General features: G+C 39.5%; 17 protein-coding genes. 10 read left to right on the forward strand and 7 right to left on the reverse strand.

Annotated features, from left to right (window positions below; all coding sequences use genetic code 11):
- Positions 1-11: 11 nt before the first annotated feature.
- The 3 genes from ACKI4H_RS01540 to ACKI4H_RS01550 form a co-directional block, all read right to left on the reverse strand.
- Positions 12-1658 (reverse strand): AMP-binding protein, encoded by a 1647-nt coding sequence (locus tag ACKI4H_RS01540; protein ID WP_407303382.1) that lies wholly within the window; start codon positions 1656-1658, stop codon positions 12-14.
- 265 nt (positions 1659-1923) lie between these two features.
- Positions 1924-3060, reverse strand: coding sequence for an acyl-CoA dehydrogenase family protein (locus ACKI4H_RS01545; protein ID WP_407303383.1), 1137 nt, complete (start codon positions 3058-3060; stop codon positions 1924-1926).
- A gap of 303 nt (positions 3061-3363) precedes the next feature.
- Complete coding sequence (locus tag ACKI4H_RS01550) at positions 3364-4134, reverse strand: 3-hydroxyacyl-CoA dehydrogenase (protein ID WP_407303384.1); 771 nt, start codon at positions 4132-4134, stop codon at positions 3364-3366.
- Positions 4135-4289: 155 nt separating this feature from the next.
- On the opposite strand from ACKI4H_RS01550, the gene ACKI4H_RS01555 reads away from it, so the two are divergent.
- Positions 4290-5312: an AraC family transcriptional regulator gene (locus tag ACKI4H_RS01555; protein WP_407303385.1), complete on the forward strand. Its 1023-nt coding sequence runs from the start codon at positions 4290-4292 to the stop codon at positions 5310-5312.
- A 643-nt stretch (positions 5313-5955) separates the two neighbouring features.
- Here the strand turns inward: ACKI4H_RS01555 and ACKI4H_RS01560 are convergent.
- Positions 5956-6573 (reverse strand): TetR/AcrR family transcriptional regulator, encoded by a 618-nt coding sequence (locus ACKI4H_RS01560; RefSeq protein ID WP_407303386.1) that lies wholly within the window; start codon positions 6571-6573, stop codon positions 5956-5958.
- An 88-nt stretch (positions 6574-6661) separates the two neighbouring features.
- Here ACKI4H_RS01560 and ACKI4H_RS01565 point away from each other — a divergent pair, with 88 nt between their 5' ends.
- From ACKI4H_RS01565 to ACKI4H_RS01580, 4 genes are all read left to right on the forward strand, one after another.
- The gene (locus ACKI4H_RS01565) at positions 6662-7126 is read left to right on the forward strand and encodes an MFS transporter (protein ID WP_407303387.1); all 465 of its coding nucleotides are present in this window, start codon (positions 6662-6664) and stop codon (positions 7124-7126) included.
- A complete protein-coding gene (locus ACKI4H_RS01570; RefSeq protein WP_407303389.1) occupies positions 7065-7880 on the forward strand; it encodes an MFS transporter in 816 nt (271 codons plus the stop codon). Before ACKI4H_RS01565 ends, ACKI4H_RS01570 begins: the two co-directional genes overlap by 62 nt.
- A 739-nt stretch (positions 7881-8619) precedes the next feature.
- Positions 8620-9585 (forward strand): aliphatic sulfonate ABC transporter substrate-binding protein, encoded by a 966-nt coding sequence (locus tag ACKI4H_RS01575; RefSeq protein WP_407303390.1) that lies wholly within the window; start codon positions 8620-8622, stop codon positions 9583-9585.
- A 2-nt stretch (positions 9586-9587) separates the two neighbouring features.
- Positions 9588-10421, forward strand: a complete 834-nt coding sequence (locus ACKI4H_RS01580; protein WP_407303391.1) for an ABC transporter permease — start codon at positions 9588-9590, stop codon at positions 10419-10421.
- Between the two features lie 44 nt (positions 10422-10465).
- Here ACKI4H_RS01580 and prmC read toward each other — a convergent pair whose 3' ends face one another.
- Together prmC and prfA are read right to left on the reverse strand one after the other, a co-directional pair.
- Positions 10466-11284 carry a peptide chain release factor N(5)-glutamine methyltransferase gene (prmC, locus tag ACKI4H_RS01585; RefSeq protein WP_131316524.1) on the reverse strand — a complete coding sequence of 273 codons (819 nt, stop codon included), beginning with the start codon at positions 11282-11284 and terminating at the stop codon, positions 10466-10468.
- The gene (gene prfA / locus ACKI4H_RS01590; RefSeq protein WP_407303393.1) at positions 11285-12373 is read right to left on the reverse strand and encodes a peptide chain release factor 1; all 1089 of its coding nucleotides are present in this window, start codon (positions 12371-12373) and stop codon (positions 11285-11287) included. It lies immediately after the preceding gene.
- Between the two features lie 368 nt (positions 12374-12741).
- Between prfA and ACKI4H_RS01595 the strand changes: the two genes are divergently transcribed.
- The 5 genes from ACKI4H_RS01595 to ACKI4H_RS01615 all read left to right on the forward strand — a co-directional run bounded on the left by ACKI4H_RS01595 (position 12742) and on the right by ACKI4H_RS01615 (position 16721).
- Positions 12742-13173: a hypothetical protein gene (locus ACKI4H_RS01595; RefSeq protein ID WP_407303394.1), complete on the forward strand. Its 432-nt coding sequence runs from the start codon at positions 12742-12744 to the stop codon at positions 13171-13173.
- Positions 13174-13364: 191 nt separating this feature from the next.
- Positions 13365-13802 carry a hypothetical protein gene (locus ACKI4H_RS01600; protein ID WP_407303395.1) on the forward strand — a complete coding sequence of 146 codons (438 nt, stop codon included), beginning with the start codon at positions 13365-13367 and terminating at the stop codon, positions 13800-13802.
- A gap of 181 nt (positions 13803-13983) precedes the next feature.
- Positions 13984-14484 carry a hypothetical protein gene (locus ACKI4H_RS01605; protein WP_407303397.1) on the forward strand — a complete coding sequence of 167 codons (501 nt, stop codon included), beginning with the start codon at positions 13984-13986 and terminating at the stop codon, positions 14482-14484.
- Positions 14485-14656: 172 nt separating this feature from the next.
- Positions 14657-15658, forward strand: coding sequence for an LLM class flavin-dependent oxidoreductase (locus ACKI4H_RS01610; protein WP_407303399.1), 1002 nt, complete (start codon positions 14657-14659; stop codon positions 15656-15658).
- Positions 15659-16166: 508 nt separating this feature from the next.
- Positions 16167-16721: a flavoprotein gene (locus ACKI4H_RS01615; RefSeq protein WP_407303400.1), complete on the forward strand. Its 555-nt coding sequence runs from the start codon at positions 16167-16169 to the stop codon at positions 16719-16721.
- A 305-nt stretch (positions 16722-17026) separates the two neighbouring features.
- On the opposite strand, the gene ACKI4H_RS01620 is transcribed toward ACKI4H_RS01615, so the two are convergent.
- Entirely contained in the window at positions 17027-17458 is a 432-nt protein-coding gene (locus ACKI4H_RS01620) for a hypothetical protein (protein WP_407303402.1), read from the reverse strand.
- Positions 17459-17601: the final 143 nt, after the last annotated feature.

Consider the following 17601-nt stretch of genomic DNA (forward strand, 5'->3'; position numbering starts at 1 on the left):
CTAAAAATGGTCTAGCTTACTTTTTGAATTCCCTGCATTTTGGCAATTTCCTGTTGCTTGAGTAAATTACGCTGAATTTTTCCACTGGAGGTTTTAGGCAAGCCCTTTACAAATTCAATCTCCTTCGGGTAAGCATGCTTAGACAATCGCGAACGTACATATTCCTGAAGCTTAAGACTTAACTCATCTGAAGCTGAAAATTTTGGCTTAAGTACCACAAAAGCTTTGACCACTTCTGTACGCTCTGGGTCAGGTTTGCCAATGACTGCAGATTCCAGAACTTCTTCACATTCAAGCAAAGTACTTTCAACATCAAAAGGACCCACACGATAGCCCGACGTTGTAATGACATCGTCAGCACGACTGATAAAATCTACTCCACCAAATTCATTTAATTTAACCGTATCACCAGTTAAATAATATTTGCCGACGAAAGATTTAAGGTTATTTCCGCCATAACCCTTAAACCAGGTTAAAGGTGACTGAGAAAAGTCGATGGCCAATGTGCCGACCCCACCTCTTTCCACTTCTTCATTGTTTTGATTCAATACTGTAAAACGATGACCGGGGTTGGCAAAACCTGCTGAACCAACTTTCTTTTCATGTTCCAAAGCATGATGATTGGCAATTACCATCCCCAGTTCAGTCTGGCCATATTGATCATAAATATTCACATTTAAATCATGGTTAAACCAGTGAATCACTTCAGGCGTTAAAGGTTCACCGGCACTACTCACCACACGTAAATGCTGTTTAATCGATGGATCAAATTTTTCTTTAAATCCAAAGAACATCCGAAACGCCGTTGGTGAACCGGTCAAATTACTGACTTTATATTTTTGAATGATCTGCACGGCGTTATCTACACTAAACGCGCGCTCATCCATAATGATGCTATGACCGAGACTTAAAGGTCCGGTAATGCCGTAATATAAACCATATGCCCAACCCGGATCTGCCAGATTCCAGAAGGAATCTTCTTCACGCAAATCTACTGCATAGGTCATATACCCTTTAAATGCCAATACCGCTTTTAAAGGAACAGGAACAGATTTTGCTAATCCAGTCGTTCCTGAGGTAAACATCATCAGAAAATCATCTTCAAAGCTTTGCATCACAGGTTTAAAAGATGAAGATTGCTTGGTCAGTTCTGTCCAGAAATCATCATCCTGATGACTTAATGTATTGGTTTGATGCACCGTTAAAATATGCGGGGCAGCGACACTATTCAGTTTTAGGCGTTGTTCTGCATTGGTCACAACAAATTGAGTTTTGGCAGTATTGATTCGGTACTCAATGGCTTTCGATTCAAACGCAGTAAACAATGGCTGATAAATTGCCCCCATGCGCCATGTTGCTAAAATCGTAATCAATAATTCAGGCGTACGTGGCAATAAACCCGCGATACAATCACCTGCTTTTAAGCCTGCTGACACAAAATAATTTGCCAATTTTCCAGAAGCTTCTGCCAATTGTTCAAATGTCCATTCTGCTGACTCGCCATTTTTACCTTCCCAAATTAAGGCGGTTTTATTTAAGCCGAGATAACGCTCACAACATTCGACATAGGCATTGACTGACTCAGCTGTACCCACCAGTTGCTGCGCAAGAAAATCATCAAAATTAAACTCTTGATATGCTTGTTGTAATGTCTTCATGGCGACAACCCCTCATCCGTTATTTTATAAACAAAGCTCCTGCCTTGTTTGATCTATATTGCTTATTGTTCTCATCCTGAAAATACCAAAACTCATTCAGCATTTCTCATCTTTTTTACTTCATTATCGACTTAGATAATTTACTTAAATAACTTGTTTAGATAATTATGATTGCTGACATCCTGCAATTTCCGAATCCCTCAAGAAATATGCAGAATTTGAGCATCAACCAAAGTCTAAAATCCAACCATCAGTCAATTGCGATTTAGACTTTAGTCACTTCCCGGGCAATGACTAAACGCTGAATGTCCGATGCACCTTCATAAATCTGGCTGACCCGTACATCACGGTATATTCGCTCTACCGGGAAATCAGATACATAGCCATAACCGCCATGAATCTGAATGGCATCAGAACAGACGCGTTCTGCCATTGTTGAGGCAAACAATTTCGCCATAGAAGCTTCTTTTAAACACGGCAATCCTGCATCTTTTAAAGTTGCCGCATGGAAAATCAGCTGACGCGCAGCTTCAATCTGGGTGGCCATATCGGCTAAACGAAATGCCACCGCTTGATGCTGAACAATCTCTACGCCAAATGCTTTACGCTCATTGGCATATTCCACCGCAGCATCTAAGGCAGCACGTGCCATGCCAACTGATTGTGCAGCAATACCAATTCGCCCAGATTCCAGATTGGATAAAGCGATTTTGTAACCCTCACCCTCCTTGCCCAATAAATTTTCAGCAGGAATCCGGCAATTTTCAAAGATGATAGTTGCAGTATCTGAACAGTGTTGTCCCATTTTTTCTTCAAGACGGGAAACAATATAACCTTCGTTATCCGTCGGTACGATGAAACACGAAATGCCTTTTTTCCCTGCAGATTTATCCGTTACGGCAAAGACAATGGCAACCTGTGCATGCTTACCGGTAGTAATAAACTGTTTAGTGCCATTCAATACCCAATCATCGCCATCACGTTCTGCCTTGCATTCCAGTGCTCCCGCATCCGAACCCGCTTGTGGTTCAGTCAGACAGAAACAGCCAAGCCATTCACCTGTTGCAAGTTTGGTCAAATATTTTTGTTTCTGTTCTTCTGTACCGTAACGTTGGGTAATCCCGCATGGCAGTGAGTTTTGAACGCTCACAATGGTAGAAATCGCGCCATCACCGGCGGCAATTTCCTCTAAAGCTGCCACGAGGGAAACATAATCCAGACCTGCACCGCCCCATTGCTCTGACACGGTCATACCTAAGGCGCCAAGCTCACCGAGTTCTTTTAATTCTTGTGCAGGAAATCTGGCAGTTTTATCCCGTTCTGCTGCAGTCGGTTTCAGCTTGTTTTGTGAATAGTTGCGCAACATGTCCTGAACCATTTTTTGTTCATCATTTAGAATCATTGAGTGTCCTTCTCATGGTCAGTTTTTGATTTAATATTCAAAATCATATAAAAAATCTGAAGATTTATTTTTTAGCGTTCATATCTAAAATTTGATAAGTGAAAAAGTCATTTGCAACTGTTGTTCAAGACAGGATTACATCATTCTGTAATGTTTCTGCGAGTTTTTGCTCACAAGACGCAATTTAACGAGTTTTACACATGACAATGGTTTTGGTTACTTTTGCCGAAACAAAAGTAACGGAATTAGCTGCGGCAAAATAATTAATAAAGGTATGACTCCGTAGTGGAAATACCTAAAAAACTATTTAGGCTGCATACGAATCGCGCCATCCAGACGAATCACTTCACCATTCAAGTAAGCATTTTCAAAAATATGTCCGACCAAATGCGCAAACTCTTCCGGTTTGGCTAAACGCGGTGGAAATGGCACCATCTGCCCCAAAGCATCTTGTACATTTTGTGGCATGCCTTTAAGCATCGGTGTTTCCATAATGCCGGGCGCAATGGTCATTACACGAATCGCTTCACGTGCAAGCTCACGTGCCAAAGGCAAAGTCATGGCAACCACGGCACCTTTTGATGCTGCATAAGCGGATTGACCAATCTGGCCATCAAATGCAGCAACTGAAGCAGTATTTACAATCACACCCCGTTCTTCTTCGCCTGCTTTTAATTTATATTTTGCTATTAAATTTGCAGCAAAACGAATCATATTAAATGTGCCACTGACGTTAATATTCAAAACTTTTTGGAACATGGCAAAATCATGCATGCCATCGCGCCCAAGCACTTTGGCAGAGGGTGCAATCCCGGCACAATTGACCAGACCATTTAATTGACCATACTCTTTTTCAACATTGTCAAAAAATACGTTTACCGCATGTTCATCTGTGACATCCAGCTTTACAAAGACGGAATGCTCACCTAAACGCTGCTGCATTTCCAGGCCAAGTTCCTGATTCATATCGACCATGAGCACTTTGGCACCTTGACCAACCAAATATGTTGCGGTCGCTGCACCTAATCCCGATGCACCACCTGTTACAACAAACACTTTGCCTTGAATTTTCATTTTGTTTTCCTATCAATTCTTTGTATGAACACTCGACTTAAGATGCAGAGTAAATGCAGTTAAGCTAGAGTACAATTTCCAAATATTGCATCCTGAATGATGGATTTGGACAGTCCAATCTATCGTACAAATGAACTGAACATGGACATCAGTACATGAATGAACAAAATTTAAACTATAGCAAAGGAACAATCTCGATCAGTCTGGTGCATGAAGCACTACTGTCTGCACAGCATCAAGGATTAAACACCCAAACCATCTTGGCCAAATCAGGCATTCCAGTTGAGTTAATGCAATCCAGTAAAGCACGTGTTTCAGTGTCCCAATATGCTCAGCTTTGGACCGAACTGGCTGATGCCATGAACGACGAGTTTTTTGGCATGGACGGTCACCCTATGCGTCGCGGCAGTTTTAAATTCTTATCAAAATCCGTCATACATGCCGAAACACTGGAAAAAGCAGTACAGTGGATTTTGCATTTTTTGAATCTGGTCCTGGATGATTTTGTGAGCCAGTTATTTGTTCAGGAAAACTACGCTTATATCGTGATTTACGAGCAAAAGCAGACCAAAAGAATGTTCAGCTATGCCACCTATTTAATGCTGATTCATGGCTTGATGTGCTGGTTAAGCGGGCAAAGAATTTTACTGAAGCAGATTCAACTCAAATGCGATGCTCCGCCCGATGATCAAGACTATAAAGTCCGATTTTGTGAAAATATTCAGTATAATAGCAATGAAAACTACATTCAGTTCGATGCCAATTATTTAAAAATTCAGATCAAGCAAGATCAGCAATCTTGGTATAAATTCATTAAACAGACACCACACAATCTATTGGTCCGCTTTAAAAATCCCAATGCCATTAGTTCTCAGATCCGTAAACATTTAATGAATGTTCCACCTTCTGAATGGCTAGAACTGAATGAAATTGCACAACGGTTAAATATGTCGGATGCGACTATTCAACGCCGTTTAAAAAGCGAGGGCGTCAGTTATCAGCAATTAAAAAATGATATCCGTCGGGATACCGCAATTGAATTTTTGACCAAGACCGACAAAACCCTGCAAGACATTAGTGATGAATTAAGCTTTCATGATCCGAGTGCATTTCATCGTGCTTTCAAAAAATGGACCGGTGTCAGTCCCGGTGCTTATCGTCAGCATAAAGCGCAATAAGTGACTTATATTTAAAGAGACTAAGAGGATTATTTAATAATTTACAAAATTTTCAAGAGTTTAAAACCGATATTCCATTGCTCGAAAAATGTTTGCATAACCACAAATAAGTTATTCCCACTCAATTTAAAAACCTATTTTTATGCTTAATCTGCCGGACTCCTCACCATAAAATCCCCTTCAATGAAAGCTTCGACATGCTTAAGATGATTGATGTACTAGAGTAAAACTTGGTATAAAATTTTGCTCATCCTCTCAATATACACCCTTCTCAATCTAATAAGTTATTGAATTACAGTATTTAAAATGCTTCTGATTCAGCACTTCAAAAGGCTGCAGTCTGCTTTTTCAATCGTGCAGAGCCATTGACTCAATGGCACTTGATATCAGCGCTGATCGTATTCAAGCTTTATAAACAGGTACAGCTTTAAAAGATGATCAATATCTTACAGATACTACAAAAATTATGACGCTTTGCTTGGCACTCGAAACTGATGCTCTAAATCAATTAGACATATCTGATTGTTTCCAAGATTTCCCGGTATAAATCTGAAACAAATCAAAAAAAGCGACTCCAGTGAGTCGCTTTTTCTTTGGGTAAATTTAACTGATCTAAATGCATATCAATACGATATTTCCTTTTTTATTCATTCGCTTGAAACATGGCATTAACCACCAGTTCTATTTTTTGCTGAGTCGGTAGCAGATTAATCACGGTATTTTGGGCGCCCATTAAGGCATCAATCAATAACTTGCCAATCACTGCCCCAAAGAGCATATCTGCAAGCAGACTCACGTCTAATTGCAGCTTATGCTTTGAATCTGGAATACGCTGAATCGAGTCAATCAAGCTTTGCCTGCTATTTGCAATACCCATTTGATAAAATGTTTCTGCCATCCCCTCCAAGCCATAGTTTTCCGCAATCGCTAAACGGCATAATTTCAAATGCCGTTCAGACAGCACATATTCAGCAATCATATTGAGATGCTGTTTCAAGGCATGAACAGGATTATCTTCATTTTTAAGATCAACCGTCTGCTGCGACCACAGATATGAAGAAGAGATCAGTGAGTTAAGTAATTCTCTTTTATCGGCAAAATGCACATATAAGGTCTTTTTTGACATTCCTGTTGCAGTCGCAATTTCAGCCATCGTCACATTTGCGAAACCCTTTTCACCAAAGAGTTTTTCTGCTGCAGCATAAATTTCTTTACACCGATCTTCTACCGGCATTACCAATGGCCGACCAATTTTCGTCATTTAACTCACTCATCAGATTTTCTTGAATTATGAAACCCACTGGTTTCTAATATATGCTTTGTAAAAAAAGATTGCATCTTAGGAACTCATGACTTCTTCTACAAATCGTACTACGCCGCTGCTCATTGCGGCACTCAGTACTATTGGTCCGCTCGGAATTGATATGTATTTACCCAGTATTCCTGCTATGGCCGCATTGCTGAATTGTACAGAAGATGCGATTCAACTCAGTTTAATAACTTTTTTCTTAGGCTTGATGTTGGGTCAGCTATTTTATGGCCCATTGTCAGATAAATTTGGTCGCAAACCGATGATTTATCTGGGTCTAAGCATCTTTGTTTTAGGCTCGATCGGTTGTGCATTTGCAGAATCAGTCATGCAATTACACTTTTTACGCTTGATCCAGGGTTTGGGTGGATCTATTGGTATGGTGATTGCCTTTGTCATTATTAAAGACCAAAGACCTGTATCATGGGCCAATGATGGGCAAAATGATCTCGATGGTTTTGGCGATTTTAGGTCTATCACCGGTACTGGCGCCACTGATGGGTAATGGTTTACAGCATTTAGAATCATGGCGTGCTATTTTCATCTTTTTAGCAGTTTATGCAGCGATTGTTTTCATTGCATGTGCAAGCTTATTGCCTGAAACACGCTCTGAAGAACACAGTACTTCATTCAAACTTTCTAAAACTTTCCATCATTATTTTACAATTTATTTTGATCGAAAATTTATCGTTTATGCACTGACTCTGTGTATTGCACAAGCCGGTTTTTTTGCATACTTGGCCGGTTCTGCAAGTGTTTTCATTACTGAATATAAACTCACTGCAACACAATTTAGTGTGTTATTCGCCATCAATGCTTTAGGTCTGGTTGCCGCAGCCATTTTTAATCCTAAATTACATCAAAAATTTGGTGCTTTAAAAACCTATCGTCTAGTCAATACGGCTTATTTCATTGTTATTGGTTTATTGTTTAGCTTGCTTTGCATGGGTTATCACAATTTGTATATCGTATGCGCTGGACTGTTTATTGCTGTGACCTTACTCGGTTTTATTATGCCTACAGGTAGCCAGCTTGCATTAATGCATCAGCATGAACATACGGGAACAGCTTCGGCCCTGTTGGGTTCAATGCAGTTCGGTACGGGTGCGATTGTTTCTGCAATCACTGGAACTTTAGCTGCTTGGGGTGGTTTAGGGCTGATTCTGGTTATTTTTGTCTGCGCTCGGGTTTCAGCACTGATGTGTAATATCTTATTTGAAAAACAAGATGCAGATGTGCAGCAGCCTTCGTTTAAATAAGCTTTTATTTAAATCGTCTATTATTTAAAGAAATGGCTATTAAAATATGCAATAAAAATGCCGATAAATGTCGTAATGCCAGTCAGTTAAGAAATTGACTGGCATTTTTTATTTTAAATTATCATGTTGTTTGATACGCGAAAACGTCATTCGCAACTGTTTAAGGCAGGATTACATTAATAAGCTACTGTTTCTGCGATAGATTTACTACTCGGTGGTAGTAGACGAGTTTTGTGATGAAAAGACTTTAAATAATTTATTTAAAGTCTTTGTAAGATGCTTTTCTTGCGAAGCTTCGCTTCTCATTTGGCTAAACAAAAGAACTGACGAACTTCAAATATTTAATTTAAACAGATAAGACTCCACTGTGAATAACTCAAAAGCTAAGGAGTTTATGGTCCAATCTCTTAATTGATCAGCATTAGGTAAATATCGGCTTTTTTATTCGCTCACCCACATTGTAATTACATAACAATTACAATGAAATTTCACCTTATAACCCTCATTTTAAAATACTTTTTATTTTACTTTTATTCATGCCAATGTATGTTTTTAATATATAATCAAAAATATCGAAAAATAAAATTAAATCCAATAATATTCAACAACTTATTTAACAAAACTCAACATATCTAGAAATAAGATAATTTTATAAAAATTACTCTTTTGTCTTGCCACTTTATTCACTGGCACTATTTGCCCCATACATAGTTCTAATAATTTAATGAATGGGGTTTATATGCAAAATTTTGGCTTTAAAACTAAAATACTCACTGTAATTACACTAAGCCTGGCAAGTCATTATAGCTTGGCCGCTATCCCGGATACGCTTAAGCTGGATTATGCTTATTACGCGCCTACCAGTTTGGTGGTTAAGGAACAAAAACTTTTGGAAAAAGCGTTGCCTGAAACTCAAATTAAATGGGTATTTAGCCAAGGTAGTAACCGTTCACTTGAATATTTAAACAGTGATAGTGTGGATTTTTCCTCAACAGCAGGTTTAGCTGCCGCTCTCAGTCGTGCCAATGGTAGCCCAATTAAAACCGTATATATCCAGAGTCAGCCTGAATGGACAGCTTTAGTTGTTGCAAAAAACTCTCCAATTAAGAGCATAAAAGATTTAAAAGGTAAGAAAATTGCAGCAACTAAAGGGACAGATCCTTTCCTATTCACATTACAAGCACTCGAAACTGCAGGCCTGAATAAAAAGGATGTTCAACTGGTGCACTTACAACATCCTGATGGTAAAACAGCACTTGAGCGTGGACAAGTCGATGCCTGGGCAGGTTTAGATCCCTTGATGGCTTCTGCCCAAGTACAATCTGGTGCAAAACTACTCTATAGGAATGTTGGTTTTAACAGTTACAGTGTATTGAGTACCAAAGAGCAATTCGCCAAACAAAGTCCTGAAGCCATTGAAGCTGTGATTAAAGCCTATGAACAGGCACGTAAATGGGCCAAAGCCAATCCAGACAAACTGGCAGAATTGCTGGCGCGTGAATCCAAGCTCCCTATTGCGGTTGCCAAACTTCAACTCAGCCGAACCAATTTTGAGCAAAACACACCGACTGCAAAACATATCAATGCCTTAAAAAAATCTGGCAGCATTTTAACTGAAGAAGATTTGGTTCGCCCCGGCACCAACGTTAATCAGGTGATTGATCAACTCTTTGATGCAAAATATGCGCAAAAGGTTGTGAAGTAATAATGAGTTCGCCTGTAACACCCCATAAGGCAGCTATTAAACCTAAAGTTGGTAGCAGCGCCACAGCTCCTCGCTTGCTTAGATTCATAAACAAGCTCAAGGGGCTGGTTATCCCTGTTTTTTTACTCATTCTTTGTGAAACTTTAGTTAAAAATAGTTTTATAGCACCTTACTTGCTCCCAGCACCCAGTAGCTTGTGGGACTCTTTCTTAGAACTGTCTACAGGCGATTTGTGGCTGCATATCTGGACCAGTACCTGGCGGGTATTTTTAGGTTTCTTTATCGGCAGTGGTCTTGCTCTGGTTTTTGCCATTCTGGTCGGTTTAAACAAGCAAGCGGAAGAATTTTTAGAACCTTCTTTTTCAGCGCTTAAATCGATTCCAAGTCTGGCCTGGATTCCACTTTTACTTTTATGGTTAGGCATTGATGAGACGTCTAAAATCACCCTGATTGCGATTGGTGCATTTTTTCCGACCTATACCAATACCGTTGCTGCCATTCAGGGTGTAGACCGTAAGCTGATTGAAGTGGCTCAAGTCTATCGCTTGAAATATTTGCAGCAGATTAAAGAAATTATTTTGCCTGCAGCTTCACCCGGCATTTTAACCGGCTTACGCAACAGTTTAAGTTTATCCTGGATGTTTATGATTGCAGCCGAACTGATTGCCGCGACTCAAGGGATTGGCTATTTACTCAGTGATGGACGGGAAACTTCTCGACCTGACATTGTTATTATTGCAATTATATTATTGGCGATTTTAGGAAAAATAACCGATAGTTTAATGAAACTTGCGGAAAACTGGCTATTGCGCTGGCGGGATGTGGTCAAAAAATAAAGCGCTTTTGAGCGCTTTATTTTTTAAATCGATTACTTTTTTAGTTATTTTGAACAACCAATCGTTACGCGGTTATTGCCACCATAATCTTTAATGGTTTGAATATCTTTATAACCATATTTTTTAAACAGTTGGTACACCACACCGGCTTGGTCATAACCATGCTCAAGTGCAATCCAGCCATTGGCAGTTAACCACTTTTTACCGTTTTGAATAATAAATTCAATATCGGCCAGCCCATTATTGCCCGCAACCAGAGCGCGTCTAGGCTCTGCCGCCAGACCTTTAATGTGTTTATCCTGAGGGTCAATATATGGCGGATTCGAAACAATCACATCAAAGAACTGGTTTTTTTCTAGCGCTTTAAACCAACTGCCACATGAAAATTTCACATGATTCAAATCGTGTTTATCCGCATTAAATTTCGCAACTTCTAAAGTTGGCGCATAAATATCCGTTGCAGTTACTTGCCATTCAGGACGCTCACTGGCAAGTGATAAAGCAATTGCACCCGTTCCTGTACCCAAATCAACGACACGCGCATCTTCAGGCAAGTCCAAATGTAAAACCGATTCCACCAGAACTTCAGTATCTGGACGCGGCACCAAAGTATCTTTGGTGACTTTTAAATCTAGCGTCCAAAATGGCTGTGAACCTGTGACATAGGCCAAAGGTTCGCCATCTTCTATTCGATTTAAACCATCGATATAGGCATCTTCTTGCTCAGCGGTCAGTTGCTGATCCTTTTTCATCACCAAATCAAAAGAATCAATTTTGGTAATATGTTCGAGTAACCAAGCATTTTCTTGGCGCTCATAACTTTCTGCTTCACCACGTAAGGCCAAAGCCTGTGCAATATTCAATTAACCACCATTCTGTTGTGCAAGCATTGCTAACTGATCCGCCTGATATTCACGATGTAAACTGTCGAGCAATTCTGTTAAATCCCCTTCCATCACCGCATCTAACTTATACAAGGTTAAGTTAATACGGTGATCGGTCATACGACCTTGCGGATAGTTATAGGTACGAATACGTTCTGACCGGTCACCTGAACCGACCAAATCACGGCGCATTTCAGAAGTAGCCGCATCGGCAGCAGCACGTTTGGCATTTTCCAGACGTGAAACCAGTAAAGCCATGGCTTTGGCTTTATTTTTATGCTGTGAACGTTCGTCCTGACACTCAACCACTGTGCCGGTTGGAATGTGGGTAATACGCACCGCAGAGTCAGTTTTATTAATGTGCTGACCACCCGCGCCCGATGCACGATAAGTATCAATACGCAGTTCAGAAGAATTGATTTCAACTGAAGTATCGACATCCACTTCTGGAAGAATCGCTACCGTACATGCAGAAGTATGGACGCGGCCTTGAGATTCGGTTGCAGGTACACGCTGCACACGGTGCGCGCCACTTTCAAATTTCAGGCGACCATACACCCCTTCACCATTAATCAGACAAATGACTTCTTTATAACCGCCATGCTCGCCTTCATTTTCGGACAGGATTTCGAGTTTCCAGCCTTGAGTTTCGGCGTATTTGCTATACATGCGATATAAGTCACCCGAGAAGATCGCAGCTTCATCACCACCGGTTCCGGCACGAATCTCTAAATAGGCCGAGTTGGCATCATTCGGATCTTTCGGAATCATCAGGATATTTAAGTCTGCTTCAAGGGATGAAATCAGCGCCTTGTTTTCCTGAATTTCTTCCTGCGCCATTTCCTTAAAGTCAGGATCGGACAACATGGCTTCAGCGGTTTCAATGTCTTTTTCAGCTTGAGTGTACTTTTTCCAAACTTCAGTAATTTCCGTTAAGTCATTATGTTCACGCGAAAGCTGACGAAAGCGTTTGTTGTCAGAAATGACTTCTATATCCGCAAGTAATGCGTTTAATTCTTCATGACGGTCAGAAAGTTGATCTAATCGTAAACGTAACGATTCTTTCATTTTGCAAAATATCTCAATACAAAGGGCTATCTCCATGCCTTATATGACATAGATCAGCTCAAAAAAATTGTGCTTAGTGTAACGATTCTAAGGTTCAAATGACATAGATATTGTTGGGACAAGTCAACTTATCCACAAGGATTTTCTGAAAATTGAATTGAAATTACTTCTGGTTTTATTCACATTTCAGTCATAAACACATATTTCAAGGGGATTTCTCCACATTGTTAATATAACTTTACAAAGTAAACACTAAACGCCACAACTTTGATTGCTCCTCTTCACATTTATCGAAAATATTTTTGTTACATTTGCTCCATCGAAATAACTTAATTAGAACGTCCGCTTTTTTGGATCTGGAGTTCACTATGAAACTGAATACATTATTATTAAGCGCAACATTAGCTGCATCATCAATGATGGCAGTCAATGCTCATGCCGACAATTCAACTCGTATTGCTGCAACTTCTGCTTTAGGTAGTGTCGCGGGTACTGCTCTTGGTAAACAAATGGGTGGTAATACTGGCGCAATGATCGGTTCTGCACTTGGCGGTGCGGGTGGTGCTGCAGTTTCTGCCGACCGACGTAATCGTACCGGTGCTGCTATTGGTGGTGGTTTAGGCGGCGTAGGCGGTTATGCAGTAGGTAAAAATGTGGGTGGTACTACTGGCGGTTATGTGGGTTCTGCACTAGGTGCTGCCGGTGGTTCAGTTCTGGGTAAAAAAGTATCAGAAGATCGTCATGCTGACCAACGCTCTTATAAAAAACATTCTAAAAAATACCGTCGCAGCCATCGTTAATTCATCACCGTTCGGCTGAACTTTAAAAGCACCTTCTGGTGCTTTTTTTATACCCGTTTGATTTCTTGTTAATTATGGATAAATTCGGCAGATAAAAAATACAAACTCTTAACAGCTCATCCATCTTGTTTTCCACATTTTTTATTACATTTAACTCAAGAGATAACAAAAGATTCCCACTGGAGTTCACTATGAAACTTAATTCAATTTTATTTGCTACGGTCGTTGCGACATCTGCTATTGCCACCACTGCAACTTATGCAGGTAATAGTACCAATGTTGCTTTAACCTCTGCGCTTGGTAGTGTTGTAGGTACAGCAGTGGGTAAACAAATGGGTGGCAATACTGGCGCAATGATTGGTTCTGCACTTGGTGGTGCTGGTGGTGCTGCTGTTTCAGCAAATAAACGTGACCGTACCGGTGCTGCCCTTGGGGGTGGTTTAGGCGGTGTAGGCGGTTATGCAGTAGGTAAAAATATGGGTGGTACGACTGGTGGTTATATCGGTTCTGCTTTAGGCGCTGCCGGTGGTTCAGTACTGGGTAAAAAAGTAAGTGAAGACCGCCGTTATGATGACCGTACAGACCGCCGTTATAATAGCTATAACAACCGTCGCTACAATCGCCGTTAATATTTAGATTTAAATTTTAAAGCACCTTCAGGTGCTTTTTTTATTTTTATTATGATGATTAATTATGAATAAATCTGGCAGAAAAAAACTACAAATAATGAACAACTTATTCATTTTCATTTCTACATCTCTTATTACATTTAACTCAAGAGATAACAAAAGCTTCAAAAAGGAGTTTGTCATGAAATTTAATTCAATTATTCTAGCTGCTGTGGTAACGACGTCTGCTTTAACAATGACTACAGCCAATGCAGGCAATTCCACAAACACAGCCTTGACCTCTGCCTTAGGGGGTGTCGTGGGCGCTGCAGTCGGTAAACAAATGGGTGGCACCACAGGTGCAATGATTGGTTCCGCTATTGGTGGCGGTGCAGGTGCAGGTGTGGCTGCAAATAAACACGACCGTACTGGCGCTGTAATTGGCGGTGCTTTAGGTGGTGCTGGTGGCTATACCGTAGGTAAAAACATGGGTGGTACCAACGGTGGTTATATTGGTGCTGGCTTAGGTTCTGCAGGTGGTGCATTGCTGGGAAAAAAAGTAAGTGAAGACCGCCGTTATGATGACCGATACGATCGAGATGACCGTCGCTATAATGATCGCTATGACCGTCGTAGCAGCAAGTATCGTTATAATGACCGCCATGACAATGGCGGTCATTTGGGCTGGAACAAACGTCGTTAATTCTAAAGATTTAATTTAAAGCACCTTCGGGGGCTTTTTTTATATACGTATTTTATATAGATACAGCAATTACTTAATTCATACTCATAATATCAATATATCGAAAAAAAACGATATACAAATTCAATCAGTCATCGTATGCTTTTCTTAGATTCCATATTTGAGAAAACCAATGCGTTCATTAAAAGACATCCAATTTGCAATTCTTGAACTTGCACCCGTCCGTGATGATAAAAGCATTCAATTTTCACTGCATCATGCTTTGGAAGTGGCACAAAAAGCCGAACAATTAGGCTATAAACGTCTGTGGCTTGCAGAACATCATAATATGGATGGTATTGCCAGTTCAGCAACTGCGGTTTTACTGGGTTATATCTTAGCAAATACTACTACTTTAAAAGTCGGTTCGGGTGGCATCATGCTGCCCAACCACGCACCATTAGTGGTTGCAGAACAATTTGGTACTTTGGCAACCCTTTATCCAAATCGTGTAGAACTGGGTCTTGGCCGAGCACCTGGAACAGATCAGGTCACAATGCGTGCTTTACGTCGTGGTCGCCAGGAAACTGAAGACCAGTTTCCACAAGACGTACTGGAAATTCTGCAATACTTTAAAGAGCCTGCACCGCATCAACGTATTGTGGCCACTCCAGGTCAAAACACGCATGTTCCGGTTTGGCTTTTAGGCTCAAGTTTATTCAGCGCGCAACTGGCAGCTAAATTGGGACTTCCCTACTCCTTTGCTTCACATTTTGCGCCACGCATGCTGGATCAAGCGATCAAACTGTATAGAGAAAACTTTGAACCTTCTGAATATCTGGATCGTCCTTATGTTTCCATGGGTGTTCCAACTGTGGTTGCTCAAACAGATGAAGAAGCTGAATATCTGGCGACCAGTGCCTATCAACGTGTACTGGGCTTGATGCGTGGACAAAGCTTAAAACTCAAAGCTCCTGTTAAAACCATGGAAGGAATCTGGTCACCTGCGGAAAAAATGTCAGTCGATAATTTCTATGCAATGGCACAAGTTGGTTCACCAGAGACCGTTAAAGCTGGCTTAGAAAAACTACTGGAAAAATACAATGTTGATGAATTCATTTTCACCTGTGATATTTACGATACAGATAAACGTATTCAGAACTTTGAATTATTGATGGATATCAAAAATTCTTGATATTTTCAAATCTTCTAAGTAGCACCTTTATAGGTGCTATTTTTTATGTCAAATCCCTATTCAGATTATCTATTTTATATCAATAAGATAAAACAATATTTTTTGACCTTGTTTAGCTTAGGCATAATAACTATATAAAAAACAAGCGGTATAAGTAAAATCAATAAAATCTAAGATTTATTCTCTCCTGACCAGTTTTTATTTTTTATGGGATAACAATTAAAATATCATGAAGATCAAGCCCAAGAGAAGCTTATGTCATGATGAATATTTTAAGATTATGACGAAAACCCAATTAGAGCTTTGTAAGGCCTGATAATAGAATTATTTAATGTTAAATCCATAAATCACTCAATCATAGGCAAAAATAGCCTCCTATTCTCATCATTTACAGTGTTTCGATGACTGACCAGATTTCAAAAAAATCTTTACCCAAAGTTTCATCTTGGATATACCAATGAACTGTAGAACCAATCGTGACAAAGTAAAAATAAGAAAGGATATGTAAATGGTTAACAAGAAAAAAGATCCATTGGATGGTTTCTTTCAGAATACACCCGATTTTTTTCAAAAGTTTAAGGGAAAAATTATTTCATCGGAAGATATCAAACACTTTGATTTTTCCAATTTGAATGTTGCTATTATCGGTGCAAATCAAATGACAGTGATGCATTTAAATCAACTTTGCAATCATGCGAAATTGGTTAAAATATTTCAGATTACTCCGCATTTTATTTTACCCCATACAGAAAAAGCCATTCATAAACTGCTTTCACATCCTTTAATTATTAAAAATCGCCGCCTATTTAACACTCGCATCAAATCATTATTGGCTATTCGCTATCTTGAATCACAAATGAAAGACAACTGGTTAAAACGTCAGTTAATGCCCAACTCGGCACGTGAAAATAAACTGTTCTTTAAATCAGATACTTACTATGTAGCATTACAGCGTGAAAACTGTAAGTTAATTACCTGGCCTGTGGTTAAAATCACAGATCAAGGGGTACAAAGCATGGAAGGTATTGAGCACTTGGTAGATGTGATAATCACGACGTATTAAAATTTTAAATATATACAAGAGGCTAATAGGCCTCTTGTGTATCGATCAATTTATTTCACTGTCCCGACATATTGATAATTGTTTTGAGTTTTTTGATAACGCAAATAATTTTGTGTCAATTCCCCTGATGGCTTAATCAATAAAATATCGATCTTTTTCAGATTCTGAGATACCCGAATATAGTGACGATCCATCTCAAAAGGTTGGATATTTTTTGGATAATAATTGCAGTCATAACTAACCTCAATCTGGTCGAGTACTTTTGTTTTAGTTTTAAAGACATTCACAGGTTTATATTGGGCATTTTAAATTTGAGCCCCTTGAATGCTATACGCCCCTACACAACCACTGCCAATATAGGTTCTAGAAATAAAGTAGGTGGGTATATTATTCAATTGAGTTTGGCGAATTGCTTTAATAAATCCCCTATCATTCAGCGCGTGTGTAATGACTTTGTTGCCACGTTTAAATTGCACATAAGACTCAAATTCACGCATTGAGCCACCAGCAGAAACATTAAATGTATAAAATTTAAGCTTTCGATCAGGGCTGTAATTCAATAACAAAAGATTTTTATCGAATACTTGTTTAAATGGATATACAAAACTTTGCGGATTTTCTGCGATAAACCGGGAAATAAATAAAGCCACTTCTTGATTAACACTGTCATTCTCATAGCGATCAGTCAGACTGGTTTTATAATATTGAGTGATGATCTTATTTTCAAATTGAGCCACAGATTCTGCAAAAGTCTAGCTATTGACCAGGCTCAACATAGCGAAAAAAAGAGCAATTGTTTTTAACTTTAATATTTTATACATATAACAATCCTCTTATTTTTCGATTATATAAAGTAGAGTTAAATCAATATTTAACTCTA

Origin of the sequence: Acinetobacter sp. (assembly GCF_045628685.1) — a bacterium.
GTDB lineage: Bacteria > Pseudomonadota > Gammaproteobacteria > Pseudomonadales > Moraxellaceae > Acinetobacter.

Coding starts and splice junctions, on each gene's coding strand:
- ACKI4H_RS01570 (WP_407303389.1), top strand. CDS start 7,065: ATGATCTCGATGGTTTTGGCGATTTTAGGTCTATCACCGGTACTGGCG.
- ACKI4H_RS01575 (WP_407303390.1), top strand. CDS start 8,620: ATGCAAAATTTTGGCTTTAAAACTAAAATACTCACTGTAATTACACTA.
- ACKI4H_RS01605 (WP_407303397.1), top strand. CDS start 13,984: ATGAAATTTAATTCAATTATTCTAGCTGCTGTGGTAACGACGTCTGCT.
- ACKI4H_RS01540 (WP_407303382.1), bottom strand. CDS start 1,658: ATGAAGACATTACAACAAGCATATCAAGAGTTTAATTTTGATGATTTT.
- ACKI4H_RS01550 (WP_407303384.1), bottom strand. CDS start 4,134: ATGAAAATTCAAGGCAAAGTGTTTGTTGTAACAGGTGGTGCATCGGGA.
- ACKI4H_RS01545 (WP_407303383.1), bottom strand. CDS start 3,060: ATGATTCTAAATGATGAACAAAAAATGGTTCAGGACATGTTGCGCAAC.
- ACKI4H_RS01560 (WP_407303386.1), bottom strand. CDS start 6,573: ATGACGAAAATTGGTCGGCCATTGGTAATGCCGGTAGAAGATCGGTGT.
- ACKI4H_RS01580 (WP_407303391.1), top strand. CDS start 9,588: ATGAGTTCGCCTGTAACACCCCATAAGGCAGCTATTAAACCTAAAGTT.
- ACKI4H_RS01595 (WP_407303394.1), top strand. CDS start 12,742: ATGAAACTGAATACATTATTATTAAGCGCAACATTAGCTGCATCATCA.
- ACKI4H_RS01555 (WP_407303385.1), top strand. CDS start 4,290: ATGAATGAACAAAATTTAAACTATAGCAAAGGAACAATCTCGATCAGT.
- ACKI4H_RS01610 (WP_407303399.1), top strand. CDS start 14,657: ATGCGTTCATTAAAAGACATCCAATTTGCAATTCTTGAACTTGCACCC.
- ACKI4H_RS01615 (WP_407303400.1), top strand. CDS start 16,167: ATGGTTAACAAGAAAAAAGATCCATTGGATGGTTTCTTTCAGAATACA.
- ACKI4H_RS01565 (WP_407303387.1), top strand. CDS start 6,662: ATGACTTCTTCTACAAATCGTACTACGCCGCTGCTCATTGCGGCACTC.
- prfA (WP_407303393.1), bottom strand. CDS start 12,373: ATGAAAGAATCGTTACGTTTACGATTAGATCAACTTTCTGACCGTCAT.
- ACKI4H_RS01600 (WP_407303395.1), top strand. CDS start 13,365: ATGAAACTTAATTCAATTTTATTTGCTACGGTCGTTGCGACATCTGCT.